Annotated in this window: 25 protein-coding genes and 1 riboswitch; of the genes, 12 read left to right on the forward strand and 13 right to left on the reverse strand. The window is 69.9% G+C overall.

The window, feature by feature from the left end; all coding sequences use genetic code 11:
• Nucleotides 1-137: 137 nt before the first annotated feature.
• Entirely contained in the window at nucleotides 138-1,406 is a 1,269-nt protein-coding gene (locus tag ABZY89_RS28255; RefSeq protein ID WP_355232502.1) for an extracellular solute-binding protein, read from the reverse strand.
• Nucleotides 1,407-1,560: 154 nt separating this feature from the next.
• Here ABZY89_RS28255 and ABZY89_RS28260 point away from each other — a divergent pair, with 154 nt between their 5' ends.
• On the forward strand, nucleotides 1,561-2,604 hold the full coding sequence (locus ABZY89_RS28260) for a LacI family DNA-binding transcriptional regulator (protein ID WP_355232503.1): 1,044 nt from the start codon (nucleotides 1,561-1,563) through the stop codon (nucleotides 2,602-2,604).
• 107 nt (nucleotides 2,605-2,711) lie between these two features.
• Here ABZY89_RS28260 and ABZY89_RS28265 read toward each other — a convergent pair whose 3' ends face one another.
• Nucleotides 2,712-3,632 carry a DUF559 domain-containing protein gene (locus ABZY89_RS28265; protein ID WP_355232504.1) on the reverse strand — a complete coding sequence of 307 codons (921 nt, stop codon included), beginning with the start codon at nucleotides 3,630-3,632 and terminating at the stop codon, nucleotides 2,712-2,714.
• Between the two features lie 239 nt (nucleotides 3,633-3,871).
• Between ABZY89_RS28265 and ABZY89_RS28270 the strand changes: the two genes are divergently transcribed.
• Nucleotides 3,872-4,843: a GNAT family N-acetyltransferase gene (locus tag ABZY89_RS28270; protein ID WP_355232505.1), complete on the forward strand. Its 972-nt coding sequence runs from the start codon at nucleotides 3,872-3,874 to the stop codon at nucleotides 4,841-4,843.
• On the opposite strand, the gene ABZY89_RS28275 is transcribed toward ABZY89_RS28270, so the two are convergent.
• The 4 genes from ABZY89_RS28275 to ABZY89_RS28290 all read right to left on the reverse strand — a co-directional run bounded on the left by ABZY89_RS28275 (nucleotide 4,830) and on the right by ABZY89_RS28290 (nucleotide 8,488).
• Nucleotides 4,830-5,525 (reverse strand): Pr6Pr family membrane protein, encoded by a 696-nt coding sequence (locus ABZY89_RS28275; protein ID WP_355232506.1) that lies wholly within the window; start codon nucleotides 5,523-5,525, stop codon nucleotides 4,830-4,832. The genes ABZY89_RS28270 and ABZY89_RS28275 overlap by 14 nt on opposite strands.
• Nucleotides 5,526-5,547: 22 nt before the next feature.
• Nucleotides 5,548-6,927: an ATP-binding cassette domain-containing protein gene (locus tag ABZY89_RS28280; protein WP_355232507.1), complete on the reverse strand. Its 1,380-nt coding sequence runs from the start codon at nucleotides 6,925-6,927 to the stop codon at nucleotides 5,548-5,550.
• Nucleotides 6,928-7,091: 164 nt separating this feature from the next.
• A complete protein-coding gene (locus tag ABZY89_RS28285) occupies nucleotides 7,092-7,490 on the reverse strand; it encodes a YciI family protein (RefSeq protein ID WP_355232508.1) in 399 nt (132 codons plus the stop codon).
• Between the two features lie 98 nt (nucleotides 7,491-7,588).
• Nucleotides 7,589-8,488 (reverse strand): patatin-like phospholipase family protein, encoded by a 900-nt coding sequence (locus ABZY89_RS28290; protein ID WP_355232509.1) that lies wholly within the window; start codon nucleotides 8,486-8,488, stop codon nucleotides 7,589-7,591.
• 263 nt (nucleotides 8,489-8,751) lie between these two features.
• On the opposite strand from ABZY89_RS28290, the gene lhgO reads away from it, so the two are divergent.
• Nucleotides 8,752-9,942 (forward strand): L-2-hydroxyglutarate oxidase, encoded by a 1,191-nt coding sequence (gene lhgO / locus ABZY89_RS28295; protein ID WP_355232510.1) that lies wholly within the window; start codon nucleotides 8,752-8,754, stop codon nucleotides 9,940-9,942.
• On the opposite strand, the gene def is transcribed toward lhgO, so the two are convergent.
• The gene (gene def, locus ABZY89_RS28300) at nucleotides 9,939-10,553 is read right to left on the reverse strand and encodes a peptide deformylase (RefSeq protein WP_355232511.1); all 615 of its coding nucleotides are present in this window, start codon (nucleotides 10,551-10,553) and stop codon (nucleotides 9,939-9,941) included. The genes lhgO and def overlap by 4 nt on opposite strands.
• 95 nt (nucleotides 10,554-10,648) lie before the next feature.
• Here def and ABZY89_RS28305 point away from each other — a divergent pair, with 95 nt between their 5' ends.
• The 4 genes from ABZY89_RS28305 to ABZY89_RS28320 all read left to right on the forward strand — a co-directional run bounded on the left by ABZY89_RS28305 (nucleotide 10,649) and on the right by ABZY89_RS28320 (nucleotide 14,778).
• The gene (locus ABZY89_RS28305) at nucleotides 10,649-12,013 is read left to right on the forward strand and encodes an acyl-CoA dehydrogenase family protein (RefSeq protein WP_355232512.1); all 1,365 of its coding nucleotides are present in this window, start codon (nucleotides 10,649-10,651) and stop codon (nucleotides 12,011-12,013) included.
• Nucleotides 12,013-13,227 carry an acyl-CoA dehydrogenase family protein gene (locus tag ABZY89_RS28310; protein ID WP_160022764.1) on the forward strand — a complete coding sequence of 405 codons (1,215 nt, stop codon included), beginning with the start codon at nucleotides 12,013-12,015 and terminating at the stop codon, nucleotides 13,225-13,227. Before ABZY89_RS28305 ends, ABZY89_RS28310 begins: the two co-directional genes overlap by 1 nt.
• A gap of 19 nt (nucleotides 13,228-13,246) precedes the next feature.
• The gene (locus tag ABZY89_RS28315; RefSeq protein WP_355232513.1) at nucleotides 13,247-13,783 is read left to right on the forward strand and encodes a nucleosidase; all 537 of its coding nucleotides are present in this window, start codon (nucleotides 13,247-13,249) and stop codon (nucleotides 13,781-13,783) included.
• A gap of 74 nt (nucleotides 13,784-13,857) precedes the next feature.
• Entirely contained in the window at nucleotides 13,858-14,778 is a 921-nt protein-coding gene (locus ABZY89_RS28320) for a patatin-like phospholipase family protein (RefSeq protein WP_355232514.1), read from the forward strand.
• 13 nt (nucleotides 14,779-14,791) lie between these two features.
• On the opposite strand, the gene galK is transcribed toward ABZY89_RS28320, so the two are convergent.
• The 4 genes from galK to ABZY89_RS28340 all read right to left on the reverse strand — a co-directional run bounded on the left by galK (nucleotide 14,792) and on the right by ABZY89_RS28340 (nucleotide 19,200).
• Entirely contained in the window at nucleotides 14,792-15,952 is a 1,161-nt protein-coding gene (gene galK, locus ABZY89_RS28325; protein ID WP_355232515.1) for a galactokinase, read from the reverse strand.
• 47 nt (nucleotides 15,953-15,999) lie between these two features.
• On the reverse strand, nucleotides 16,000-16,830 hold the full coding sequence (locus ABZY89_RS28330) for a hypothetical protein (protein WP_355232516.1): 831 nt from the start codon (nucleotides 16,828-16,830) through the stop codon (nucleotides 16,000-16,002).
• Nucleotides 16,817-18,499: a VWA domain-containing protein gene (locus ABZY89_RS28335; protein ID WP_355232517.1), complete on the reverse strand. Its 1,683-nt coding sequence runs from the start codon at nucleotides 18,497-18,499 to the stop codon at nucleotides 16,817-16,819. Before ABZY89_RS28335 ends, ABZY89_RS28330 begins: the two co-directional genes overlap by 14 nt.
• A 125-nt stretch (nucleotides 18,500-18,624) precedes the next feature.
• Nucleotides 18,625-19,200 (reverse strand): LysR family substrate-binding domain-containing protein, encoded by a 576-nt coding sequence (locus ABZY89_RS28340; RefSeq protein ID WP_355232518.1) that lies wholly within the window; start codon nucleotides 19,198-19,200, stop codon nucleotides 18,625-18,627.
• 104 nt (nucleotides 19,201-19,304) lie between these two features.
• Nucleotides 19,305-19,368, forward strand: a riboswitch (guanidine-III (ykkC-III) riboswitch).
• Between the two features lie 10 nt (nucleotides 19,369-19,378).
• On the opposite strand from ABZY89_RS28340, the gene ABZY89_RS28345 reads away from it, so the two are divergent.
• Both ABZY89_RS28345 and ABZY89_RS28350 read left to right on the forward strand, forming a co-directional pair.
• Nucleotides 19,379-19,693, forward strand: coding sequence for a multidrug efflux SMR transporter (locus tag ABZY89_RS28345; RefSeq protein ID WP_355232519.1), 315 nt, complete (start codon nucleotides 19,379-19,381; stop codon nucleotides 19,691-19,693).
• Between the two features lie 123 nt (nucleotides 19,694-19,816).
• A complete protein-coding gene (locus ABZY89_RS28350) occupies nucleotides 19,817-20,500 on the forward strand; it encodes a helix-turn-helix domain-containing protein (RefSeq protein ID WP_355232520.1) in 684 nt (227 codons plus the stop codon).
• A gap of 37 nt (nucleotides 20,501-20,537) precedes the next feature.
• On the opposite strand, the gene ABZY89_RS28355 is transcribed toward ABZY89_RS28350, so the two are convergent.
• Entirely contained in the window at nucleotides 20,538-21,449 is a 912-nt protein-coding gene (locus ABZY89_RS28355) for a cation diffusion facilitator family transporter (RefSeq protein ID WP_355232521.1), read from the reverse strand.
• Between the two features lie 58 nt (nucleotides 21,450-21,507).
• On the opposite strand from ABZY89_RS28355, the gene ABZY89_RS28360 reads away from it, so the two are divergent.
• The 3 genes from ABZY89_RS28360 (at nucleotide 21,508) to ABZY89_RS28370 (ending at nucleotide 24,103) form a co-directional block, all read left to right on the forward strand.
• Entirely contained in the window at nucleotides 21,508-22,299 is a 792-nt protein-coding gene (locus ABZY89_RS28360; protein ID WP_355232522.1) for an isocitrate lyase/phosphoenolpyruvate mutase family protein, read from the forward strand.
• Between the two features lie 8 nt (nucleotides 22,300-22,307).
• Complete coding sequence (locus ABZY89_RS28365; protein ID WP_355232523.1) at nucleotides 22,308-23,069, forward strand: MOSC N-terminal beta barrel domain-containing protein; 762 nt, start codon at nucleotides 22,308-22,310, stop codon at nucleotides 23,067-23,069.
• Nucleotides 23,070-23,143: 74 nt separating this feature from the next.
• Entirely contained in the window at nucleotides 23,144-24,103 is a 960-nt protein-coding gene (locus tag ABZY89_RS28370) for a lipid kinase (protein WP_355232525.1), read from the forward strand.
• Here the strand turns inward: ABZY89_RS28370 and ABZY89_RS28375 are convergent.
• A complete protein-coding gene (locus ABZY89_RS28375; RefSeq protein WP_355232524.1) occupies nucleotides 24,100-24,993 on the reverse strand; it encodes an SMP-30/gluconolactonase/LRE family protein in 894 nt (297 codons plus the stop codon). The two genes, ABZY89_RS28370 and ABZY89_RS28375, sit on opposite strands and share 4 nt — an antisense overlap.
• Nucleotides 24,994-25,134 lie beyond the last annotated feature (141 nt).

A 25,134-nucleotide genomic window follows, 5' to 3' on the forward strand; every position in this document is an offset into this window, starting at 1 on the left:
CGCAGCGGCAGCCCGGTCGCCCTGGCGACCGTCATCGAGCACCCCGACCCCGAGATCCTCGGGGAGACCGCGGGGTCTCGGCGGCGGGCGCTGGTGCTGTCAGAGTCATCGGATGACGTGGTCTTCCTGGCTCAGGTTCACTTCGAGAAGTCGGGCAGCAGGTCGGCGAAGGCCGTCTCGAGCGTGGCGAGACCCTTGTCGAGGGTCTCGGCGCCGGAGGCGATCTTCGGCAGCTCCTGGTCCATCGGACCCCACAGCGAGGAGTACTCGGGCAGCTCGGGTCGCGGCTGGGCGGCCGGGAGCACGGTCTGGAAGCCGGCGATGCCCGGGTCGGCCTTGACCTCGTCGGTGTAGGCGTCGTCGCGGGTCGGCAGCGTGGAGTTCTTCAGCGCGATCTGGGCCTGGGTGTCGGCCGAGGTCATGAACTTCACGAATGCCGCCGAGGCCTCCTGGTGCGCCTCGTCCGAACCGGCGTAGATCGACAGGTTGTGCCCGCCGGTCGGGGCGCCTGCCTCGCCGGTCGAGCCGGCCGGGACGGCGGCGATGCCGAGGTTGTTCTTGTCCTGGAACGCCGAGCCCTTGTAGAAGTTCGTGATCTCCCAGGGACCCTGGATGATCGCGGCGACCTTGCCGTTGACGAAGGCGTCCTGGATGTGGGCGTACGCGTCGGCGGTGGTGTCCGCCTTGTGCAGGCCCTCGCCGTCGAAGAGGCCCTGCCAGGTGGTCAGGCCCTTCTTGGCCTCCGGGGAGGAGATGGTGATCTTCTTGGCCTCGGCATCGACGGTGTCGGTGCCCTCGCCGTAGAGGAACGGCTGCGCGTAGTAGGCCGAGGTCGAGCCCCAGTAGCCGTCGACACCGGTCTTGGACTTGATCGTCGCGGCATCGGCCTTGAGCTCGTCCCAGGTCTTCGGGGCCTCGGTGATGCCGGCCTTCTCGAAGAGCGCCTTGTTGTAGACCAGCGCGAGGGTGTCGGTGACGAACGGGACGCCGTACGTCTTGCCGTCGAACTCGGCCTGCTTGATCAGGTTGGGCTGGAAGGCGTCCTTCTCCTCGAGCGCCTCGGTGTCGTCGAGGGGAGCGAGGAAGCCCTTCTGCGCGAACGCAGGCGTCCAGCCGACCTCGGCACGCAGTACGTCGGGAGCGCCGCTGGCGCCGGCCGCGGTGTCGAACTTGTTCTGTGCCTGGTCGAAGGGCACGTTGACGTACTTGACCTTGATGTCCGGGTTGGCCTTCTCGAAGTCCTTGACGAGGGCCTGGTACGTCGGCGCCTCGTTGGTTGCGTTCGAGGTGTCCCACCAGGTGATGGTGACCGGGCCGTCGCTGCTGTCGCCGCTGCCACCGCCACATGCCGTTGCCGCCAGGGCGAGCGATGCCGCCACTGCGGTGGCCACGATGCCACGTCGCATGAGTTCTCCTTCGATATGGGGCCGGGCGAGGAATCCGCCCGGTGGTGTGACGAAGGTAACCCCGCGTCGAGGAGAATGTAAGAGCCTTTCAGCAAAAGTTGCAAACTTGCTGAAAGTTCTTGCAGACCGTGTAGGGAGGGGGCATGATGTGACCGTGCCCATAACACCAGCCTCTGCCCGTCTTGCTGACATCGCGGCCCATGCGGGCGTGAGTGAGGCGACGGTCAGTCGCGTCCTCAACGGCAAGCCCGGGGTCGCCGCGGCCACGCGGGAGGCAGTGCTGGCGGCGATCGACGTCCACGGGTACGAGCGCCCGGTGAAGCTGCGTCAGCGCAGCGAGGGGCTGGTCGGCCTGATCACGCCCGAGCTCGACAACCCCATCTTCCCCGCGCTGGCGCAGGTCATCGCGCAGGGGCTGACTCGGCAGGGCTACACCCCGGTGCTCGCCACGCAGACCCCCGGTGGCTCGACCGAGGACGAGCTCACCGAGATGCTCGTCGACCGCGGTGTCACCGGGATCATCTTCGTCTCCGGTCTGCACGCGGACACCACCGCCGACATGACGCGCTATGAGAAGCTGCGCGCCCAAGGCGTTCCGTACGTCCTCCTCGACGGGTTCACCCCCGACATCAAGGCGCCGTTCATCTCGCCCGACGACCGCGAGGCGATGCAGCTGGCGGTCACCCACCTGGCCACGCTCGGCCACTCCAAGATCGGCCTGGCCGTCGGCCCCCGCCGCTTCGTCCCGGTCCAGCGCAAGATCGAGGGCTTCGTGACTACCATGGCCGACCGCTTCGGACTGAGCGCCGAGGAGATCGAGAAGGGCCACATCCGCGACTCCCTCTTCACCCTCGAGGGCGGCCAGGCCGCGGCCTCCGCGCTCCTCGACGACGGCTTCACCGCGATCGTCTGCGCGAGCGACATGATGGCGCTGGGCGCCATCCGTGCCGCCCGCTCGCGCGGCCTGCGGGTCCCCGAGGACGTCTCCGTGGTCGGCTACGACGACTCCCAGCTCATCGCCTTCACCGACCCGCCACTGACCACCGTCCGCAAGCCCGTCCACGCCATGGGCCAGGCCGCCGTCCGCGCCATCCTCGACGAGATCGCCGGCACCGGAACTCCCCATTCGGAGTTCGTCTTCCACCCCGAGTTGGTCGTGAGGGGATCAACCGCCTCCGGCCCCCGAGTCAACCCCTAACCCTCCGCCGAGACGTCAGAATCTGACGCCGAGAGGTCGATTTCTGACGGCGAAGAGTCGATTCCTGGGGTGGGGCCGACATCTGCGGGATTCCGGCCGGGTGTGGATCACCAGCGACGGTTCGACACTGCCGGTCTGAGGGCGCAGCGAAGCTCGCGCAACCAGCGATCGAGATTGTCGCCCGTGAAGTCGCCGCGACGTACGACGATCACGATCCAGCCATGGTCGCGCAACCATCTGCGTCGTTCCGCGTCGTACCTCCGTTGGTCGGGCGTCAGGTCATGCGCGTCGATGCCGTCGTACTCGACGCACACGCGTGCGTGCTCATAGGCGAAGTCGAGCCGATACGTCTGCACCGCATCGATCTCGATCCAGAACTGTGGCTGGGGCGATGGCAGCCCCGCATCGTGGATCGCGAGCAGAGTCCAGGCCTCCCGCGCTGACTCGACCCGCGGTTCGACCAACGGTGCGAGCTGCTTGAGTTGCCGCACGCCCCGGCGACCGCGGTAACGCGGCAGCATGCGCAGGAAGTCGGCCGTCACCAGGGCGTGCTCTCGGGCCAGCCCGCACATGGCTGCGAACGCCTCGCGGCGATGGAGGTTGCATCCGAGGTCGCAGGCCGTGCGGATCGGGACCGTGACCGTGACGCCGCCGATCTCCATGATGTCGGTCGGGATCAGGTCCCTGGTGTGGCCGTCGATTCCCGTACGCCGCGACCGGGTGTGCCCGCGCAGGGCACAGGTCTCGAGGTCCACATCGAGGTCGAGCTCGGCGTAGGTGAGGGCGTTGACACCGTGGATGAGTGCTGCGGTGCGGTCGATCACGACGTGATGGGGCGCGACGACGCTCGCCACCGCTGCTGCGCGGGTCTGCGGAGTGTCGGGTGTGCTCGCGGGGACGAACGCGCCCTGCACCACGCGGCGAACGAGTCCGTCTTCGACCATGCGGTAGACGTCGTCTGCGCTGAGGCCGATCTCGGCGGCTTCGGCGAGGTTGAAGGGCGTGGCGGGAACGGTGAGAGTGGTCATGAGGCCACCCTGAACGTGGGTGCCGACAGTCTGGAGCTCGCCACCGACGCCTGGGGATAACCGCATCCCGAGGGCCACCTGTGGACAGCAAGCGGCCCGGGCATGGTCCGGTAGCCACTCGGCTTCAAGAATCGACCTCTCGCGGTCAAAGACTGACTCCTCGGCGTCAGAAACTGACTTTTCGCGGTCAGGAAGTGACCTCTCGGGGAGGGCGGGCACGCGGCTGGCAGGATGGGCGCGTGACGATTGTGGCTGCTGCTGATGGGTCGGCGCTCGGGAATCCCGGGCCCGCGGGGTGGGGTTGGTATGTGGACGAGTCCACCTGGGCCTGTGGCGGGTGGCCGCACGGGACCAACAACCAGGGCGAGCTGACCGCGGTCCTCGATCTGCTGCGGCAGACGGCGCACACCGGCGAGCCGCTGCTGATCTACTGCGACTCCAAGTACGTCATCAACTCGGTCACCAAGTGGATGGCCGGCTGGAAGCGCAAGGGCTGGAAGAAGGCCGACGGCAAGCCCGTGCTCAACGTCGAGATCATGAAGGATCTCGACGCGGCGATGCAGGGGCGCGACGTCCGCTTCGAGTGGATCAAGGGCCACTCCGGGCATCCGCTCAACGAGGCTGCCGACAGGCTCGCGAACGGTGCCGCGTTGGCCTACCAGGCGGGTCGTACGCCGGACCCCGGTCCGGGTTTCGCGGGCGCCGTCGAGGCGCCCGCCGTCGCGCCCCAGGTCGTGCGACCCGAGCCCGAGCCGGACGACCTGCTCGGCCTGTTGAGCGCGGAGCCGGTCGCGACCGAGAAGGGCCAGGCGTACGCCTTCTCCGCAGACCAGAGCCGGATCGACCCCGACTGGGTACACCGGATGCTCGCGCAGTCCTACTGGGCCAGCGACCGGACGCGAGAGGTGCAGGACGCGGCCAACAAGGGGTCACGCTGCTACGGCGTCTACGACGCGGCCGGGAACCAGGTCGCCTTCGCCCGCGTGGTCAGCGACTTCGCCGCCTTCGCCTGGCTGTGCGACGTGATCGTCGACCCGGGCGTACGCGGCCAGGGGATCGGCAAGCTGCTGATCGAGGGCATCCTCGCCGACCTCGAGCCCTACCGCATCCGCCGGACCCTGCTCGCCACCGAGGACGCCCACGAGCTCTACGCGAAGTACGGCTGGGAGCCGCTGGACGCGCCCGAGCGCTGGATGATCAGGCAGGGCTGAGCCCGGCATCCTCCTCGTCGGGGATGGCCTCGGGGGAGCGCCGACGCCCGACCGCGACGACGCCCCAGGCGACCAGGGTGAACGCGGCGGCGATGCCGATGACGTACGCGACGACGACGGCGTACCCACCCTGCAGGTGGTGGTTGAGGAACGGGTAGGGATACCACCACGGGTCACCGGTGAGGGGACTCACGACCTGATCGCCGCGGATCAGGGTGTAGGCGGCCCATACGACCGGGAACGCGATGATCATGCCGACCGCGCGCCACTGCAGGCGGCGGCGCGGGGGAGCGACGAAGAGGTCGATGATCAGGAACAGGGGACCGATGAGGTGGAGGATCTCGTTGGCCCACGGGAACGCTGCCGGAACGAGACCGCGCAGCAGCAGGTTGTAGACCAAGCCGGTGATGGCCATGAACGTCGTCGCCGCCGCCATCAGCACCGCGAGCCAGGTCGGCTCCTGGGTGTTGCGGGTCAGCGCCCAGACCCCTGCGGCGATGAGCGCCGCCGCCGCGAAGAGGTTCGACTCGATCGTGAAGTAGCTGAAGTAGTTCACCACCACCGTCGCCATGCTGGAGCCTTCGGCGGGCGTGGTGCCCATCGCTCCCCGGAACTCCGCCGTCATCGCGGCGAGGATCAGCACGGCCATCACGAGTCGAAGGATCGACCAGGTCCTAGTCACGAGATCACCGTAGCCGTCGAGATCAGCAGAAGAGACCGTTCTCGAGGCGAACGAACGTGTCGACATTCCGGTTCACGACCTCGCCGCGGAAGCCGAACCCGGCCAGCATCGCGCGGACCTCCTCGGGCTCCGCTTCGGGCTGGGTGCGGCGTACGGTCTCGAGGATCGTGCTGGCGTCGTCGAGGTGGTCCAGACGCTGCGGGAGGTAGCCGATCCGGGCGGTGAGGACGGTCGCGTAGGGCTCCTGGCCAGCAGGAGGCGGATCGATGAGGGTCTCGACGAGCCGCGTCTTGCCGGCGCCGTTGCGCCCGGTGATCGCGAGGCGCTCGGGTCCCTGGACGACGATCGTGCGGCCGCTGCGGTCGTGCAGCTCGGTTACCCGTCGACCCGCGGGCAGGCCGGGAGAGGGAAGCTCGATCGCGACCTGAGGATCGCGGCGTACGCGCTCGGCCGTCCGGTCGCGCAGATCGCGTGCCCGGTCGACCGACCGGTCGAGCTCGCCGCGCAGCTTGCCGGCCGAGACCTCGGCCTCGCCCGCTCGCGCCTTCATGATGGTCTTCGGGCGGCGCTTGTTCTCGTAGTCGGTGCGGGCATAGCGCTGCCGCCGGGCGAGCTTCGTCTGCGCCTCGACCCGCTGCCTCTTCTCCGTACGCAGGCTCTGCTCCGCCGTGGACAGCGCCTGCTCGGCCGCGGCCTGCTCACGTTCGACGTGCTCGCGGAAGGCGGAGTAGGGACCGCCGTAGACCGTCAGCGAGTCCTCGCGCAGCTCAGCGGTCTCGTCCATCAGCTCGAGCAGCGACAGGTCGTGGCTCGCCACCAGCAGCGTCCCGCGCCAGCTCGCGATCAGGTCGTAGAGCCGTTGCCTGGCCTCGCGGTCGAGGTTGTTGGTCGGTTCGTCGAGCAGAGCGATCTCTGCCTCCGAGAGGCTGATCCCGGTCAGGGCCGTCGCGACAGTCTCGCCGCCGGACAACGTCGCGACGCGACGGTCGAGATCGAGGTCCGGCAGCCCGTTGGATCCGAGCGCTGCCCGCGCCCGCTCCTCGACGGCCCAGTCGTCGGCAAGCATGTCGAAGTGACGCGGATCGGCGTTCCCGGACTCGATCGCCCGAAGCGCGTCCAGACGATCGCGTACGCCGAGCAGATCGGCCACCGTGGCATCGGTCCGCAGGGTGATGTGCTGGGGCAGGTAGCGGACCTGGCCCCTGACCGAGACCGAGCCCGCGGCGGGTGTGAGCTCGCCGGCGACGATCTCGAGCAGGGTGGTCTTGCCGGCGCCGTTGGCGCCGACCAGGCCGGTGCGCCCTGGGTTGAAGGCCGCGTCGAGACCGGCCAAGGCGGTGCTGCCGTCGGGCCAGCGAAACGTGATGCCGTCGAGGACGACGGCTGGGTGCTGCGTACTCATGGAGCTCCCGGGTGTGTCAGCGGGACGCTGACATCGGAGCCCGGGGGATCTACGACGTCAGCGCACGAGGGCGGTGAGCGGGTCGCGGATCAGCACGATGAGTTCCTTGGGTCGGGGACGGTGCAGGAACAGTCTCCGGTACGTCCCAGGGCGGCCGCAAAGGGTTATGACCTGCGCTCGCGGAAGTTCTCGATCACGCCCTCCGGGATCGGGTCGTCCTCGGTCGGCTCGGGGAGGAACTCCCGCACCTCCTGCGCGCAGCGGCAGGCGGCAGCGCACTTGGCCGCCCACTCGAGTGCCTCCTCGCGGCTGGCGACGTCGACGACGATGAAGCCGCCGATGTGCTCCTTGCTCTCGGGGTAGGGCCCGTCGGTGACCACGCCGTCCGCGCCGACGACGCTCGCATCCTCGTGGTCGCCCTTCAGCCCGCCACCGAAGACCCACACGCCCGCCTCCATGGCCTCGCGGGTCATCGCCGACCCCGCCTCGGCGACCTCCACCAGCTCCTCCTCGTCACGGAAGTCCATCGCCCCTTCGCGGAACGAGATCAGGTACTTGGTCATCTCAGCCTCCTGTTTTCGGGCAGCGCCCATCGCCACCCTCCACCCACTCCACGAACGGGTCCCACCACTTTCGACAGGAACGTACGCCCGGGCAGCCCTTACCGGTGCCAGAACCCGGCCAGCTGCCCTGCGACGTGTCGACCCTGGGCGTAGCCGGCCCGAGCTGCGGGCGCGCGCGTGGCCAGGCTCATCATGTTGTCGCCGAACGCGGCGAGCGAGTCGGCGTCCGGAAGGATCGTCTCGACGCCGCTGCCGCTCACGCGCAGCTCGTCGACCTGCACGGCAAGTTCGGTGCGCCATGAGCGGGGATGCCGGGTCCTGCCGCCGAGGGGCGAGAGCACGAGCACCCGTTCGTGCCCACCGGCAAGGTCCGCGTTCTCGCTGGAGCGCCGGTAGCCACCGTCGATGTACCACCGATCCCCGATGCGGTATGCCGGGCCGCCCGCGCAGCTGGCGGCGACCGCGTCGACCAGGTCGATGCCGCTGTCTCGGTCGAACAGGACCGGGTCGCCGGTGATGGCGTCGACCGCGGTGAGGTGCACCGGGTGCCTCGGCCACTCCCGGCTGGGCAGGCGCGCGGCGACGGTCTCGCGCCAGCGAACGAGTGCGGAGTCGCCTGCTTCCACGGCCAGGTCGATGGCATCCGCGCCGGAGCGGCGACGCATGTCGGCAAGGTCTGCGGAGGCGGCGATGATGGCGTTGGTCCGCTCCAGATGGTTCATCCACGATGCCGTCCGGCCATCGGGGCGCACCGGTTCGATCCGCTGCGGTGTTGGCGCGTCGAGGATCGCGACGAGCAGGTCGGTGGGACTCGCGCCGGCGATCTGAGCTGCGGCCGTCGCTCCGGCGGAGGTGCCGATGACCAGGTCGGCCTCGGTCACATCGAGTCCGCCGTCCCCCAGCCCGGCGATCATGCCGATCAACCAGGCGTTGCCGGCCGATCCGCCACCGCCGAGGACGAGTGCACGCTGCGCTCGTGAGTCAGATGTCGTGTTCATGGGAGTGCCTTTCGGGATTCGAGTCGGCGCTCCCGGGGGCGATCAGCTCGGTCGCCGGATCGTGGGCTGCAGGGGAGCACCCGCTGTGGACGCTGCGTACACGGGACTCACCTCCTGCCGAAAGATCACGATCGCCGCGACGCTAGCACGGCGACGGCACGCGGTGCCCGGGATATTTCGAGTGCTTGCGATCGCATCCAACACTCGGGCCGAGCGTCTAACGTGTCGGTTGCAGCAGGTCCGCGAGCATCCAGGAGCGCACGATGACATCCAGCCGCGTCGGTGTGGTCGGAGGAGGCATCGTCGGGCTTGCGGTGGCCCGTGAGATCCTGCTGCGTCGTCCTGAGGACACCGTGGTGGTGTTCGAGAAGGAGCGCAGCCTCGGGGCTCACCAGACCGGGCACAACTCGGGTGTGGTCCATGCGGGGATCTACTACAAGCCCGGCAGCCTCAAGGCCAGGCTCTGCACACGCGGGCGTGATCTGCTCGAGGAGTTCGCCGCCGAGCACCGGATCCCCTACGAGGCGTGCGGCAAGCTCGTCGTCGCGGTCGACGAGTCCGAGATGGGACGCTTCGACGCGCTCGAGAAGACCGCCACCGAGAACGGCGTGCCGGGTCTGCGGCGCGTCGGCCCCGAGGAGATCGAGGAGATCGAGCCGTACGCGGCGGGGCTGGCCGCGCTCCACTCGCCGAGGACGGCGATCATCGACTACGTCGCCGTCGCCGAGGCGCTGGGCCGGAGCGTCAAGGAAGCCGGGGGAGAGGTACGCCTCGGCGAGGAGGTGACCGGTATCCACCGCATCACGGGCGGGATCGAGGTCGTGACGCCCGCCGGCCGGACCCGGGTCGACCACCTGGTCGTCTGCGGTGGCCTGGAGTCCGACCGGCTCGGCGAGCTGACCGGCGGTCCGAAGGCGCCCCGGATCATCCCGTTCCGGGGTGAGTACATGCAGGTCAGCGGTGCGAAGCAGGATCTCGTCCGCGGCATGGTCTATCCGGTCCCCGACCCGCGCTACCCGTTTCTCGGGGTGCACTTCACTCGCCGGGTGAGCGGTGGTCTCGAGGTCGGTCCCAATGCCTTCCTGGCGCTCAGCCGCCGGCGCTACGGTCGGACGTCGCTGACCCCGCGCGACCTCGTCGACACGCTGGCGTGGCCGGGATTCTGGCGGTTCGCCGCCGAGCACTGGCGCACCGGATTCACCGAGCTTCGCGGCGTACTGTCGAAACAGGCCTACATGCGGGAGGCCCAGCGCTACGTGCCGGAGATCGGCGCGGAAGACGTCACCCGCGCGGGACTGGGGCTGCGCGCGCAGGCCGTCGAGCGCGACGGCTCGCTGGTCGACGACTTCGTCATCCACCATGCCGACGGCATCACGTCGGTGCGCAACGCGCCGAGCCCGGCCGCGACCTCCAGCCTCGCCATCGCCGAGTACGTCGTCGACCGGATGTCCTAGTCGACGGTGTCTCCGGCCGGCCACTCGGCCGGGTAGTCCTTGGCCAGACGGTCGTGCTCCTTGGTGAGCTTCTTGCGGGCCTTGGCCGAGATGCGGTCGCCGAAGACGGTGCCGTTGGTGTGGTCGGTCTCGTGCTGGAGGCAGCGGGCCAGCAGGCCGTTGCCCTCGAAGTGGACCGGCTCCCCGTCGAGGCCGAGACCGTCGACCGCGGCCCAGTCGGGGCGGGCGCAGTCCACGAAGGCGCCGGGGAAGGAGAGGCAGCCCTCCAGGTCGACGTCGAGCTGGCGGTCGTCACCCTCGGGAAGGGTCAGGACCGGGTTGCAGACGACGCCGACGGTGCGCTGCCCGGTGGCGTCGGGGCAGTCGAAGACGAAGATGGCGACGTCCTCGCCGATCTGGTCGGCGGCCAGGCCCACGCCCTCGGCGGCGTACATCGTCGCGACCATGTCGGCGGCGAGGTCGGCCAGCGCCGCGTCGAAGACCTCGACCTTCTTCTTGGGCCGGTGCATGACCGGGGTGCCCCAGCGCGTCATCGGACGCACCTTCCCACCCTCGGGCAGGGCGCCGTGGGGCGCGAGCGGAGCACGGGATTCGAGCGAGGAGTCGGCCATGTGCCAAGCCTATAAATAAGTCGTGCGTGGTTTGTTACCGCCATCACGACTCCGAACTGTAGACCGCGTTGTAACTCCCAGTTACAGTTCTACCCATGAGTATCCTCCAAGGCCTACGTGGCGGGATCGCGAACGGCGTCCCGTCCGGCGAGTCGCGCGATCCGATCGGGTTCGCCGTGGCCGGTCTGCGCAAGCTCTCGCAGAGCCCTGCGCTCGACCGGCTCGGTGTCCGCAAGCAGACCGAGCAGGTCGTCTTCACGGTGACCCGCAGCGGGTTCAAGACGATTGCGGCGACCAGCCGGGCGTTCAAGAAGAAGGGCAAGCGGGGCGTCCCGGGCGTACGTGTGCCCAACGCGATCCCCAAGGGCGTCTTCGACCTGACCCCGAGCGAGGACGAGCAGATGCTCGTCGACGTGGTCACCGAGTTCGCCGCCGAGGTCGTACGTCCCGCAGCGGCCGAGGCCGACGAGGCCTGCGCCGCGCCGGATGAGCTGCTCAAGTCGAGCCTGGAGATCGGGCTGCCGATCCTGGGTGTCCCCGAGGAGCTCGGCGGCATCTCCGAGACCCGCTCCGCGGTCGCCGGCACCCTGGTCGCCGAAGCGCTCGCCAAGGGCGACCTCGGTCTGGCCGTCGCCGCTCTCGCGCCCGGTTCGGTCGCGACCGCGCTGGGCCTGTGGGGCACTGACGAGCAGCAGCAGACGTACCTGCCGGCATTCACGGAGGGCTCGGTTCCGACTGCCGCGTTCGCGCTCAACGAGGACCGGGTTCTCTTCGACGTACTGTCGCCGGCCACCACCGCCACGAAGACCGCCGACGGGTTCACTCTCAACGGCACCAAGTCACTGGTCGCTCGTGGCGCCGAGGCCGAGCTGTTCGTCGTCGGCGCCAGCCTCGACGGCAAGCCGGCCCTCTTCCTGGTCGAGTCCTCGACCCCCGGGATCACCATCGAGTCCGAGCCCGCGATGGGCGTCCGCGCCGCCTCGCTGACCAAGCTGACCCTGACCGACGTGAAAGTCCCGGCAGCGGCGGTCCTGGGCGAGACCGACGGCTCGACCTACACCGAGGCCGTACGCCTCTCCCGCCTCGCCTGGTGCGCGCTGTCCATCGGCGTCGGCCAGGCCGTCCTCGACTACGTGACGCCCTACGTCAAGGAGCGCGAGGCATTCGGTGAGCCGATCGCCCACCGCCAGTCGGTGGCGTTCATGGTCGCCAACATCGCGATCGAGCTGCAGGCGATGCGCCTGGTGACGTACAAGGCCGCCAGCCGGGTGGCCCAGGGCATCGACGCGACCCGCGAGATCGCGCTGGCTCGCAAGCTGTGTGCCGACAAGGGCATGCAGATCGGCCTCGACGGCGTCCAGCTGCTCGGTGGCCACGGCTTCGTCAAGGAGCACCCGGTGGAGCGGTGGTACCGCGACCTGCGTGCGATCGGGATCATGGAAGGCACGGTGCTGGTCTGATGGCCATCAATCTGGAAGACCCCAAGAAGCTCAAGCCGCTGCGTGAGCAGGTGCACCAGGTCGCGATGAACATGCTGCGACCGATCTCGCGCAAGTACGACAAGGCCGAGCACGAATACCCCACCGAGCTCGACATGCTCGCCGCCATGGCCGACGGCCTGGCCGAGTCCGGCCAGGGTGAGGGCGCGGGCGCCACCGGCGTACGCCGCGACTCCAAACCCGACGACGGCAAGGTCAAGAACGGCGCCAACATGTCCTCGGTCCTCTCGGTCTCGGAGATGTGCTGGGGCGACGTCGGGCTCACGCTCGCGATGCCGCGCCAGGGGCTGGGCAACTCGGCCATCGCATCGGTCGCCAACGACGAGCAGCACGAGCGCTTCGACGGCATCTGGGCCTCGATGGCGATCACCGAGCCCGGCACCGGCTCCGACTCGGCCAACATCAAGACGACGGCCACCCTCGACGGTGATCACTACGTGCTCAACGGCGAGAAGATCTTCGTCACCTCCGGTGACCGCTCCGACGCTGTCGTGGTGTGGGCGACGCTCGACAAGGAGCTCGGCAAGGCCGCGATCAAGTCGTTCGTGGTCGAGAAGGGCACGCCGGGGATGAAGGTCGAGCGTCTCGAGCACAAGCTCGGGATCAAGGCCTCCGACACGGCCACGATCACCTTCACCGACTGCCGGGTGCCTGCGGAGAACCTTCTCGGCAGCCCCGAGATCAATGTCAAGGAGGGCTTCGCCGGTGCGATGGCCACCTTCGACAACACCCGTCCTCTGGTCGCCTCGATGGCGGTCGGCTGCGCCCGCGCGGCGCTCGACTACACCCGCGACCTGCTCGAGAAGGCCGGCGTCGAGATCGACTATGACCGGCCCGCTCACCTGCAGTCGGCGGCCGCGGCGAAGTTCATCCAGCTCGAGTCGGACTACGAGGGCGCCTATCTCCTCATGCTCCAGGCCGCCTGGATGGCCGACAACCGCCAGCCCAACTCCAAGGAAGCCTCGATGGCCAAGGCCAAGGCCGGCCGGATGGGCTCGGACGTGACTCTGTCCTGCGTCGAGCTGGCCGGCACCATCGGCTACTCCGAGGGTGAGCTGCTGGAGAAGTGGGCCCGCGACTCGAAGATCCTCGACATCTTCGAGGGCACCCAGCAGATCCAGCAGCTGATCGTGGCGCGACGGGTTCTCGGGCTCTCGTCGGCGGAGCTGAAGTAACGCACTAAGGTCTGCGGCCATGAGTGTTCTCGTGGTGTCGGCGACCAAGGCCGAGGCGGCCCATGTTCCTTCCGGGCTCAAGGTGGTGATCACCGGGATGGGGAAGGTGGCGTCCGCCTCGGCCGTCTCGCGTGTGCTGGCGGCCGACAAGACCATCCGTCAGGTCGTCAACATCGGCTCCTGCGGCGCGCTGCGCGACGGCCACACCGGGATCTACGAGGTCGGGACCGTGCTCAACCACGACTTCTCGTCCGCCGCCATCCGGGCGCTGGGTCACCCGGTCGAAGACGTGCTGGAGGTCGGCGAGTCGGACATCGTCTGTGCCACCGGCGACCTCTTCGTCACCGACACGGTCGTACGCGCCGAGCTCGCCCAGCGCGCTCACCTGGTCGACATGGAGGCCTTCGCCGTCGCCTGGGCGTCCCGGGAGGCCGGCGTCCCGGCACGCGTCGTCAAGCACGTCTCGGACAATGCCGACGAGACTGCCCTCGACTGGGCCAACGTCGTCGACCGCTCGGCCCGCGATCTGGGGGCCTGGCTCGCCGCCAACGTGTGACCTGCGCCCCTGTCCGGGCGTGTCGGAGCGACCCGATGCCACGCCCTACTCGCCAGTAGCGTCACAATCCAGATGTGGACGCATTGCAATCGGGAGTGGTCGAGCTGCTCCGGTCCCGTCTGAACGGGAACAGTGATGATGAGGCGACGCTGGCTCTCGTGGTCGAGGGCGGCGGAATGCGAGGGATGCTGTCGGCGACGATGGCCGCGGTCCTCGCCGACCAGGGCCTGGTGGATGCGGTCGACCTGGTGGTCGGCACCTCCGCCGGTGCTGCCAACGCGACCGCGGTGGCGGCCGGGACCATCGGCGCCTTCAGCGAGTCGTACGCCTCGGTGTTCGCCTCGCCCGATTACATCGGCGCCGGGCGGATGCTCCGGCGCAAGTCGATGGTGGACACCCGGGGGATCACCGCCCGCTCGGCGGAGCTGTTCGAGTGGTCGCTCGCGCTGCGTGACGGGGCGCCGCGGCTGGCCGCGGTGGCCACCGACGTGGTGACCGCGAAGGCGGTCCCGCTCACCGACTTCACCGATCCAACCGACCTCGCCGACTCGGTGATCGCCTCGAGCCAGCTGCCTCTGGCCGGCGGACTCCCGGTGACCGTACGCGGCCGGCGCTGGCTCGACGGCGGGCTGGTCGAAGCGGTGCCGGTCGCCTCGGCGGCGGCGCTCGGGGCGACGCACGCGATCGTGCTGGTGACCCGGCCGTTCGGGACAGCGCCGGCCTACGGCCCGGCGGACCGGGTCATCGAGCGCTACCTGCGCCGGGTCAACCCCGAGCTCGGCGATCTCTACCACGGCCGGCCGGACCGCTACCGCGCCTCGGTCGCCGAGATGAGGGCCGGGAGCCACGCGGGCGTGCACACGCTCACGTTCGCACCCGATGCGGCCGACCCGATCCCGGGTCGTACCGAGACCGACGTCGATCTGCTTCGCGCGGCCCGTCAGGCCGCGACCGGCACGGCGACCCGGATGCTGGCCGAGGCTGGTCTGGTCTGAATCCGTGCGATGTTCACCGAGTTGCCTCGGTGAACATCGCGCCCGCCGACGGGCTGGCGATCAGGTGCCCCGGGGCGCCGTAGCCGGCCTCGGCGAAGGCCTTGTCGATGGCCGCGCTGACCGCCTCGACGGCGTCAAGAGGAAGGATCGAGACGATCGAGCCGCCGAAGCCGCCGCCGGTCATCCGGGCCCCGTCGGCACCGGCGCCGACCGCGGTCGCGACGGCCAGGTCGAGCTCGGGGACGGAGATCTCGAAGTCGTCGCGCATCGAGGCGTGCGAGGCGGCGAAGAGCTCACCGATCGCGGCCCAGTCGCCGCCACCGAGCGCGTTCACGGTCGGCTCGACGCGGGCGATCTCGGTGACGATGTGGCGAGCGCGACGGCGTACGACCTCGTCGTCGAGGGACTCGACCTGGTCCAGGGTGGCCGCGCGCAGCGAGCGCAGCCCGAGATCGGCGGCGGCCTTCTCGCACTGGGCGCGCCGGGAGGCGTAGCCGCCGTCGGTCAGCTGGTGCTTGACCCGGGTGTCGGTGACCAGGATCGTGCGCTCGCCGAGGGCGAGCGGGACGCTGCGGTGCTCGCCGGAGTCGAAGTCGATCAGCAGGGCACCGCCCGCCTCGGCGAAGACCGCGACCGACTGGTCCATCCCGCCGGTCGGCGCCTTGGCGACCTCGGTCTCGGCCCGGATCCCGGCCGCGACGACCGCCCGCTGCAGGTCCTCGTCGAGAGTCCGGCCGGCGATGCCGAGCGCCGCGACCGCGGTGGCGCACTCGACCGACGCCGACGAGGACAGTCCGGCGCCGAGCGGGACCGACGACTCCAGGTGCATGTCAAGGCCACCGGTGACGAGGCCGGCCTCGCGCAGCGTCCAGAGCACCCCCGCGACGTACGCGGCCCAGCCCTCGATCTCCGGACCGAGCTCGTCGATGTGGCCGGTGAACGGCTCCGGCTCCTGGCCCGAGGCGATCCGGATGACGCCGTCGGTGCGCGGTGCGGCCGCCGCGTAGGTGGCGTGAGGGAGTGCGACCGGCAACACCAGCCCGGCGTTGTAGTCGGTGTGCTCGCCGATCAGGTTGACCCGTCCCGGCGCCCTCCCGACCACCGTGGCCTCGGCGCCGAAGGTGGTACGCAGCGCCTCGATCGCGCGCGTGGTGAGGTCGGTCGGTTCGAGCATGGGGCAAAGTCTGCCGCGTGCACGCGGCCCGCGCGGACCCGGGTCGCTCAGTAGACCGCGATCACCCGGACGGTCGCGGTCCGGTCGGCGGTGCTGAGGTTGCGGAGCACGCCGACCACGACCACGTTGTCGCGGTGCTCGAGCTCGTCGAAGTCCTCCTGCTTCCCGCGACTGCCCACGTGCATGGTGATGGTGAGCCCATGGCTCTTCTGCTCCAGCGTCCCGGTGTTGTCGCGTCCGTCGGTCGCCGGCGTCGGGACGGCGAGGATCGCCTGCCGCACGTCCGGCCCGGCGACGGTGAACTGGAGGAACTGGTCATCCGACGCGGTCTGCGCGACCAGCCCAGCCACCCGGTCGAGCTGGTCGTCGGGCTCGTGCAGCAGCCCGCGCTGCTGCAGCTCGGCCAGCACGTCGCCGACCAGGGTCTCCCGGGTGGGCCGAGCCTCCTGGGCGTACTTCCTCGCGACGTCGCGGACGTACTTGGTCACCGCCCTGACCGGCGGTACGTCGATCCCGGCCTCCGCGCTGCCGGACGAGCTCCTGACGACCTCGCGGAGGACGGTTCCGACCTCGCCACGGAAGAGCTGGGCGTGCAGCATCGCGATGCGGGTCTCGGAGAGGAAGTAGTAGGTGTGGATCGGCCGTCCCTCGATCCCGCGGGGTGGCGGCGGCTGGCGCCCGGGCCGATCACGGCGGTGAGCGTGGGCGGCCGCTGTGCCGGCGCCGATCGCGAGCGCGCCGACCGCACAGACGGCCCAGCCCCATGCGCTCGTCGCGACGGCGGCACCGGCCAGCGGTACGGCGAGGACCGCTCCGGCGGTGGTGAAGCCGGAGTTGATGATGGTGGCGAGCGTCGACTCGGGCCTACTGGTAGTCACGGATCTCCTGGAAGATCTTGCGGAGGTCGGCGGCGTCCTCGGCGACGACCTCGCGGCCGCCGGTGTGCTCGGCGAAGCCGACCAGCTGCTCGATGCTCGCGTCGGCCGAGGTGGCGGCATCGCCGACGAGCACCACGTAGAGCGGCACCCCGAGGTCGCGGTAGGCCGCCTCGTACTTCTTGCTGAGCTGGGCATAGGACTGCCCACCGTTCTGCTCGCCGTCGGTCATCAGCACGATCGAGGTGGTGGCGCCCTCCTCCGGCGAGGCCTTGATGGCGGCGTACGCGGTCTCGATGGCGTCGTAGTAGGCGGTGCCGCCGTGGCCGGTCAGCTCGCCGACGCGGTCGATGAGGCGGTTGAGCGCCTCGTCCCGCTCCGGCTGGTCCTCGACGACGAGGGACCCGAGGGACTCCGTCTCGTCGGCGTAGGTGTAGACCGAGAGCCGCTCGCCCTTGCGGAAGCGCTTGAACTGGCCGCTGATCGAGGTGTCGTCGCCGGCCAGCCCCTCGAAGGCCCGCCGCAGCTGGTTCATCTTGATCTCGTCCATCGAGGCGGAGGTGTCGAGCAGATAGGTCGTCCGCGTCTTGGGTGCGAACTCGTCGAAGTAGGTGAAGATCAGCTCGTCGATGGTGCCGAGATCGTCAGGCAGCGGGAGCGTCTTGACGTCGTTGTCGGGTACGCCGGGGGAGGGCGTCACGCTCGTGAGCCCTGGCCGTCGCCCGCTCTTCTCGCTCAGCTCCTCCTGGACCTCGGCCGCACGCAGCCACGCGACCGCCGTCTCGTACGCCTTCTGCTTCTCGGCATCGACGAGCGTGAGCGGGTAGGTGGCCTCGGTGGTGCCGTCGCTGGGGTAGACGATGTCGAGATCGTCGACCTGCTCCGCGAGCGTCAGCAGTTCGGACTCGTAGTTGAAGATCGCGTCGTAGGCCGTCGGGTTCTCGCGGAACGTGTCCGAGAGCCATCCGGAGCTGGCCGCGCGGCCGAGCTGGCCGCTGAAGAGCTGGCGTACGTCCTCCTCGACCAGGCCGACGTCCTCGCTCTGCAGCGGCGGCTCGGCGTCGAAGGCGGTGGCCACACCGGCGAGGGTGGACAGGCCTGAGTTGGAGGAGGCGGGGCTGGTCATCAGGAAGCCGAGCTCGCCGTCGGCGGCGCGGCGGGCGATCTCCTCCCAGGAGACCTCGGCGTCGCCGGTCCACCCGAGCCGGGTGGCGACGTCGTGGTGCACACCGAGCACCACCGGTGAGCGCATGATCGGGTCGGAGGAGGTCAGGTCGTCGGTGCCCTTGGCCGCCAGCGCCAGCCGCAGATAGTCGTCGGAGGCGAACCAGGCGGCGTCGTAGCGGTCCGGGTCGGCGACGATCGCGTCGGCGGCCTCGAGGGTGCCGATGAGCTCGGGCTCGAGCGCGACGTTGGTCTCCTCCCGGAGCCGCTTCACGAGTGCGCTCGGCTCACAGCGCACCGGTGTGCCGATCGACTCCTCGGCCTTGCTGGTGCCCCCGGCGCACAGGACGTCGTCGAGCTCTGAGCCGGCCGCGACCTTCAGGGTCACCGGGTCGGACAGCCCGTCCGGCCCGGAACGGCCCGGGAGCGCGTTGGCGACCAGGAACCAGGCGAGCAGGACCAGCCCCAGACTTCCTGCGACGACGGTCGTCCACCCCGTGCGGTTCACCTGAAAACGCCTGCCTTCTGTCCGGATCGGGCAGAGTCTAGGGACGAGCTGCGACACCGCTGGGTGGAATGGGACCCGGGCGAGGCAGATGTCGCCAGGCGTTCACCCGGCATTCGCCGGAGGCCTCAGTTGCGGGAGGAGTTCCGCGAGCGGCCGCGGACGATGCCGATGAAGGTCTGCACCCGCTCGTCGTCGTTGTCGATCAGCCAGGCCAGCCCGACGGTCGTCGGCTCGACGCCGGTCACCGGCCGGGAGACGGCGTCCTTGCGGTGGTAGAGGCGGGCGATCGACATCGGCAGGATCGCGATCCCGGTGCCGGCCGCGACCGTCTCGACCGCGTCCTTCTCGCTCATCGCGGGCCACTTCATCTGCTCCACGGACGGCTTCCAGCCCCCGCGCTCGGGGAGGACCAGCTGCTCCTCGGCGAGGTCGTCGAGGGTGACCTCTTCGAGCAGCGAGAGCAGGTGCTCGTGGCCCATCACCGCGACCGGCTGCTCCTCGTAGAGCGGGATGCAGTGGAGGCCGTCGCGGTCCACGGGGAGGCGTACGAGGCACATGTCGAGCTCGCCCTCGCGCAGCAGCCGCTCCTGGTCCTCCTCGGTGACCGGGACCAGCTCGAGCCGCTCGCGGCTGCGCTCTCGCCAGGTCCGGGCCCACTTGTCAGGGGTGGCTCCGGTGACGAAGCCGACGGTGAAGGTCACCTGCGCATCCTCTCATCGATCGGTGCTGAATCCCGTGCTGAAGAACGCAGCGTTCCGTGTTGCCGGGAAGTTTCTATCGTGTGACAGGTTTGCTAAGGTCGAAGACGTCAGCCGAGACCGGCTGCCGGACGAGGGAGCCGTACCCGGAAGCGCGACAAGACGGCCGTCTGGAGTGGTCATGTCCTGGCTTTTTCTTGTGGTATCCGGCGTCCTCGAGGCCGTGTGGGCGCTCGCCCTGGGCCGGACCGAAGGGTTCTCGCGGCTGGTCCCGTCGATCGTCTTCGGTGTCGCCCTGATCGGCAGCCTGGTCGGCCTCGCGATGGCCATGCGCACCCTGCCGATCGGCACCGCCTACGCGGTCTGGGTCGGGATCGGCGCCGCGCTCACCGTCGGCTACTCGATGGTGGCGGGAGAAGAGGCGATCAGCCCCGTACGCGTCGTGCTGATCGTCGCGCTCGTCGGCTGTGTCGTCGGGCTCAAGCTCACGCACTGACCCCAAGCACTGGTCAACCCGCGAGGGTGGACACGTCCTCTGGCGCTTGACTCTTTCGATATGAGTGCGAAACTTACCCTCTCCAATGTTATCTATCGCACGACAGAAAAAGGCGATGCCACGGTGTCACAGATCTCGCCGCGTCCGGGTCGCGGCCGTCCACGGCTGCTCCCCGGAAAGATTGCGGCGAACCCCCGAGATCAGATCCTCGCTGCCGCTGCCGAGCTCTTCGTGAGCCGCGGCTATGCCGGCACCACCACCCGCGAGATCGCGGACGGTGCCGGGCTGAGACAGGCCTCCATCTACTACCACTTCGGGAGCAAGGAGGAGATCCTCGCGGTGCTGCTCGAGCGCTCGGTCCAGGACCGGGTCGAGCAGGCCGGGAAGATCGAGGCCGGGATGGGGTCGGTCACGCCCGACGTCGGCCTCTACGCCCTCGCCGTCAGCGACATGAGCGCGCTGGTCGCCATGCCCTACAACATCGGCATGCTCTACCGCCTGCCCGACGTCATAGCCTCACCCGTCTACGACCGCTACGGCCATCTGCGCGGTGACCTCGTCGCCGGCTACAGCCGGGTCGCGGAGCGCGCCGCGGGCGATCGGGTCTCGGCGAGCAGCGGTGAGCCTGGGCTCGGCGAGCTCCTCGTGCAGATGGTCGAGAGCGTGGTCAGCCTCCGCCGCGAGGACCGGGTCGGCAGCACGACCGTCGCCACGATCGCCTCGGCGTGCCTGCGCCTGTGCGGGGTCGCCGAGGACGCGATCGAGCAGGCGCGGGAGGCGGCTCTCACCGCGCTCGCACGGGCCTGATCTCCGGCCTGATCTCCGGGCCTGACCTCAGCGAGCGTCAGTGCATCCCGGGCTCGTGGGCCAGGTGCGTCTCGGGCTCGAGCTGGAAGGTGGAGTGCTCGACGTCGAAATGACCGGCCAGGCAGGCCTGGACCCGGTCGAGGACCTTCGGCGCGCTGCCGTCGAGGAAGCACTCCGGGAGCAGGGTCAGGTGGGCGGAGACCGCGGGCAGGCCCGAGGTGACCGTCCAGGCGTGCAGGTCGTGCACCTCGACGACATGGTCGACCCCGAGCAGGTGCCGGCGCAGGTCCTCGACGTCGACCTCGGCCGGCGCACCCTCGAGCAGGATCCGGCCGCTGTCGCGGAGCAGACAGACACCGGCGTACGTCATCAGGGCGACGACCACGAGCGAGGCCACCGGGTCCGCGCGGGTCCAGCCGGTGAGCAGGATGACGATCGCGGCGACGAGGGTGCCGATGAAGCCGTAGAGGTCGGAGAGGACGTGCTGGTAGGCGCCCTCGACGTTGAGCGAGGTGCGGTTGGCGCGCGCCATCAGGGCCGCCGCGAGGATGTTGACGCCGCAGCCGACGAGCGCGACCACGAACATCGGCCAGCCCTCGGCGTCGGGCGGGTCGATCAGCCTCCGGATCGCCTCCACGCCCACGACCGCGGCGAAGACCAGCAAGGTGATGCCGTTGAGCGCCGCGGAGAGGATCTCGGCGCGCTTCCAGCCGTAGGTCCACTGACCGTGCGCCGGCCGCGCCGCCAGCCGCATCGCCCACAGCGCCGCCGCGATCGCACCGACGTCGGTCAGCATGTGGCCGGCGTCGGCCAGCAGCGCGAGCGAGTCGGCGAGGATCGCGACCGTCACCTCGCCGATCAGGAACACACCCAGGAGCGCCATCGCGGCGATCAGGTATCGCCGGTCCGCCGCCGGGGAGATGTGTTCGTGATCGTGGCCCATGATCATCGATCCTAAGCCGGAAATCCGGTTCTCGGCTGTGCCGTCCCGTGGCAGGGTGACCGGCATGTCGCTCGCCGAGAACTTCCTGTCGCTGCACCTGCCCGGACGCCCGCTGCTGATGCCCAACGCCTGGGATGCGGGCTCGGCCAAGCTCCTGGCGTCGCTGGGTTTCCCGGCGCTGGCCACGACCAGCAGCGGGTACGCCGCGACCCTGGGCCGCCTCGACGGCCAGGTCACCCGCGACGAGGTGATCGCGCACGCCACCGCGCTGGTCGAGGCGGTCGAGGTGCCCGTCTCGGCCGACCTGGAGGCGGGCTTCGCAAGCACCACGGCCGAGGTCGAGGAGACGTTCCGGCTCGCCGTGGCCGCCGGTCTGGCGGGCGGGTCCATCGAGGACTACGCCGGCATCGAGAAGGACACGATCTACTCCGTCGAGGAGGCCGCCGAGCGGGTCGCCGCCGCGGCTGCGGCCGCCGGTGACCAGTTCGTCCTCACCGCCCGGGCCGAGAACCACATCCGCGGCCGCGACGACCTGGACGACACGATCGCCCGCCTCCAGGCCTATCAGGAGGCCGGCGCCGATGTGCTCTTCGCGCCCGGCGTCATCGCCGTCGAGGACGTACGCCGCCTGGTCGACGCCGTCGACCGCCCGGTCAACGTCCTGCTGCTGCCGGGCGGCCCGTCGGTCCCGGAGCTGGCCGAGGCGGGCGCGGCGCGCATCTCGGTCGGTGGCGCGTTCGCGTTCGCTGCCCTCGGTGCGGTCAAGCGGGCCGCGGAGGAGCTGCTCGGCGCCGGCACGACCGGCTACTCGGAGCTGGCGGCCGAGGGCGCCAAGGCGTTTCGCAGTGCTGGTTGACTGGCCCCGTGATCGATGAGCTGAAGGTCGTGCGGGCGGGGTTCGCGCCGATCAAGGGGACCAGGCACCTGCCCCACGACCGAGTGGTGCTCGACGCCCAGGGGGTTGTGGGAGACCGCGGCTTCGCGCTGGTGTCGGTCGACGAGACCGACCCGGCCCATGGGCGGGTGCTGCGGACCGTGCAGCACCCCTCGCTGGTCGCGGTGCGGGCCGAGCTGGCCGGCGATCGGCTCGAGGTCGAGCTGCCCGACGGCGAGACCGCCGCGACGGAGCCGGCCGCGACGGGCGAGCGGCTCACCTGCGACTACTGGGGCCGTGAGGTCGAGCTGGAGCTGCTCGGCGGCCCGCACGCGACGCTGTTCTCGAGGTGGCTCGACCGGCCCGTGCGGCTGGCCCGTGCCCGCCGCGGTGACGTCGTCTTCGCCGGTTCGGTGTCGGTGGTGACCACGGCGTCGATGCGCGACCTCGCCCGGCAGGCAGGCCCGGAGGCATTGGACGCGGCGCGCTTCCGGCCGAACCTGGTGGTCGAGACCGACGAGCCCTATGCCGAGGAGACCTGGCTGGGCCGGGAGATCCGGGTCGGCGAGGCGACGCTCCGGATCGGCGTACCCATCCCGCGCTGCGCCGTGATCGACGTCCGTCCGGAGACGGGGGAGCGGGACGTACGTCTGCTGAAGACGCTCGCCTCGCACCGCCCGCTCAACCGGGCCGGGGAGCCTGCGTTCGGGGTCTTCGCCGAGGTGGTCACACCCGGCGCCGTGGGCGGGTAGTCGGCCGCATAGGCCACGCACAGGATCGGGCCAGCACCGACTCAGGTGGAGTGCGTACGCTCCTGAGGGTGGATATGCAATCGCTGTTGTCGCGCGACTCCGTGAAGGTCGCCCTCGTCGTCAACGCCGGCTCACGCCGGGGACAGGACGCGCTGGCGTCGTCGGAGGAGATGCTGCGGTCGGCAGGGATCGAGGACGTGCACTCCTACGCAGTCCACTCGGGGGAGGAGCTGGAGGCCACGCTCGACAAGGTCGCCGCCGACAAGCCCGACCTGCTCGTCATCGGCGGCGGCGACGGCTCGGTCGGTGCCGCCGCGGCCCGGATCGCGGGCAGCGACGTCGTGCTCGGCGTGCTGCCGCTCGGCACCGCCAACGACTTCGCCCGCACGCTCGAGCTCGACCAGGACCCGCAGACCGCGGTCGAGCAGATGCTCGAGGGAAAGATCATCAACGTCGACATCGGGCGTGCCAACGGTCACACCTACCTCAACGTCGCCTCCTTCGGTCTCTCCGTCGCGGTGACCGAGGCCCTGAACCCGCGCCTGAAGAAGCTCATCGGGCCGGCGGCCTACCCCGTGGCGACGCTGCAGGCCTACCGCCACCACAGGCCCTTCACCGCGCGGCTGGAGTTCCCCGAGGGCGACCACGACACGGTCGAGCTCGACGACCTGCTCCAGGTCGCGGTCGGCAACGGCCGTCACTACGGCGGCGGCAACACCGTCTCGCCCACCGCCTCGGTGGACGACGACCTCCTCGACGTCTACGCCATCGTCCGGGGCCGTATGCGCGACCACGTCTCGATCGCGCGGCTGCTCAGGAGCGGCCACTTCATCGAGCATGACCACGTGCACCACGTGACCACCTCGGCGGTGCGGATCACGACCGACGAGGCGATGCCGGTCAACCTCGACGGGGAGATCGTCACCGAGACGCCGACCGACTTCACCCTCGAGAGCAACGCGCTCCATGTGGCGGTGCCGATCCGCAGCCGCGCCGGCCGCCTGGACGGTCCGCCGCCGGACGTGCAGAGCTAAGGGCGTCCCGCCCGGGGCACGTCGACCCGGATGGCCAGCAGGCGTGCCTCGGTGCTGGCCTTGCGTGCCTCCTCGAAGAAGTCGGGCGCGGCGCAGACGTACAGCGTCTTCCCGTCGCTCCCGCCCAGCATGCACGCGAAGACGCCGCCGCCCGGCTCGATCTGCTCGAGGATCTCGCCGCCCTCGGCGACCCTGACCAGCCGGCCGAAGACCGCGTCGGCTGTCCACACGGCGCCCTCGGCGTCCAGGCAGCAGCCGTCAGGCGCGAGCACGGCATCGCCCATCGCCTCCGCGAACGCGGGGTGCGTGCTCAGCTCACCGAACTTCGCCCACGTACGCCGGTTGCTCAGCGACCCGTCCTCCGCGATGTCGAACGCGCTGATCCGGTTGCCGCAGGTCTCGTCGACGATGAGCGTGCCGTCGTCGGTGATCACGCTGCCGTTGGGGAACCACATGTCGTCGGCGACCTCGGCCACCGTCCCGTCCGGGTCGACCCGCAGCAGCACCGTCGGTGCCACGTCGGCGCCGGCCATGATGTCGAAGCCGAAGTTCCCGACGTACGCCCTGCCCTGCTCGTCCACAACCATGTCGTTGAGGTGGTGGCTGACATGGTCGCTGAGGTCGGCATGGGTCACCAGCGAGCCGTCCGACTCACGACGCAGGATCCGGCGATCGCGCATCGAGACGACCAGGAGGTGACCGTCGGGAAGCCAGCCCAGCCCCGACGGCTGCCCCGGCACCTCCGCCTCGACCTTGAGATCGGACCCGTCCTCCTGCGCCGAGTAGACCTTGTGGGAGTAGAAGTCCACGAACCAGATCCGGTCCTGGTGCCACCGCGGGCACTCCAGGTAGTGCAGGTCCTCCACAACGGTGCTGATCTCTCGGGCCATCGCAAGTGCTCCTCGGGTCGACTGCCCCCATCATGCCGAGAAGTCAGGTACCAGACATAAGGATCAGTCTCCCAGACTCTGCAAGCGGCCGTAAACCATCGAGCCAACCTGTTAGTCCGCATTAGGTACTGTTGCGCTGCT

Origin of the sequence: Nocardioides sp. NPDC006303, from assembly GCF_040613175.1 — a bacterium.
Lineage (GTDB): Bacteria > Actinomycetota > Actinomycetes > Propionibacteriales > Nocardioidaceae > Nocardioides.

Coding starts and splice junctions, on each gene's coding strand:
- ABZY89_RS28280 (WP_355232507.1), bottom strand. CDS start 6,927: ATGAGTACGCAGCACCCAGCCGTCGTCCTCGACGGCATCACGTTTCGC.
- ABZY89_RS28265 (WP_355232504.1), bottom strand. CDS start 3,632: ATGACCACTCTCACCGTTCCCGCCACGCCCTTCAACCTCGCCGAAGCC.
- lhgO (WP_355232510.1), top strand. CDS start 8,752: ATGACATCCAGCCGCGTCGGTGTGGTCGGAGGAGGCATCGTCGGGCTT.
- ABZY89_RS28345 (WP_355232519.1), top strand. CDS start 19,379: ATGTCCTGGCTTTTTCTTGTGGTATCCGGCGTCCTCGAGGCCGTGTGG.
- ABZY89_RS28310 (WP_160022764.1), top strand. CDS start 12,013: ATGGCCATCAATCTGGAAGACCCCAAGAAGCTCAAGCCGCTGCGTGAG.
- ABZY89_RS28355 (WP_355232521.1), bottom strand. CDS start 21,449: ATGATCATGGGCCACGATCACGAACACATCTCCCCGGCGGCGGACCGG.
- ABZY89_RS28255 (WP_355232502.1), bottom strand. CDS start 1,406: ATGCGACGTGGCATCGTGGCCACCGCAGTGGCGGCATCGCTCGCCCTG.
- ABZY89_RS28375 (WP_355232524.1), bottom strand. CDS start 24,993: ATGGCCCGAGAGATCAGCACCGTTGTGGAGGACCTGCACTACCTGGAG.
- galK (WP_355232515.1), bottom strand. CDS start 15,952: ATGCTCGAACCGACCGACCTCACCACGCGCGCGATCGAGGCGCTGCGT.
- ABZY89_RS28305 (WP_355232512.1), top strand. CDS start 10,649: ATGAGTATCCTCCAAGGCCTACGTGGCGGGATCGCGAACGGCGTCCCG.
- def (WP_355232511.1), bottom strand. CDS start 10,553: ATGGCCGACTCCTCGCTCGAATCCCGTGCTCCGCTCGCGCCCCACGGC.
- ABZY89_RS28370 (WP_355232525.1), top strand. CDS start 23,144: ATGCAATCGCTGTTGTCGCGCGACTCCGTGAAGGTCGCCCTCGTCGTC.
- ABZY89_RS28290 (WP_355232509.1), bottom strand. CDS start 8,488: ATGAACACGACATCTGACTCACGAGCGCAGCGTGCACTCGTCCTCGGC.
- ABZY89_RS28360 (WP_355232522.1), top strand. CDS start 21,508: ATGTCGCTCGCCGAGAACTTCCTGTCGCTGCACCTGCCCGGACGCCCG.
- ABZY89_RS28285 (WP_355232508.1), bottom strand. CDS start 7,490: ATGACCAAGTACCTGATCTCGTTCCGCGAAGGGGCGATGGACTTCCGT.
- ABZY89_RS28315 (WP_355232513.1), top strand. CDS start 13,247: ATGAGTGTTCTCGTGGTGTCGGCGACCAAGGCCGAGGCGGCCCATGTT.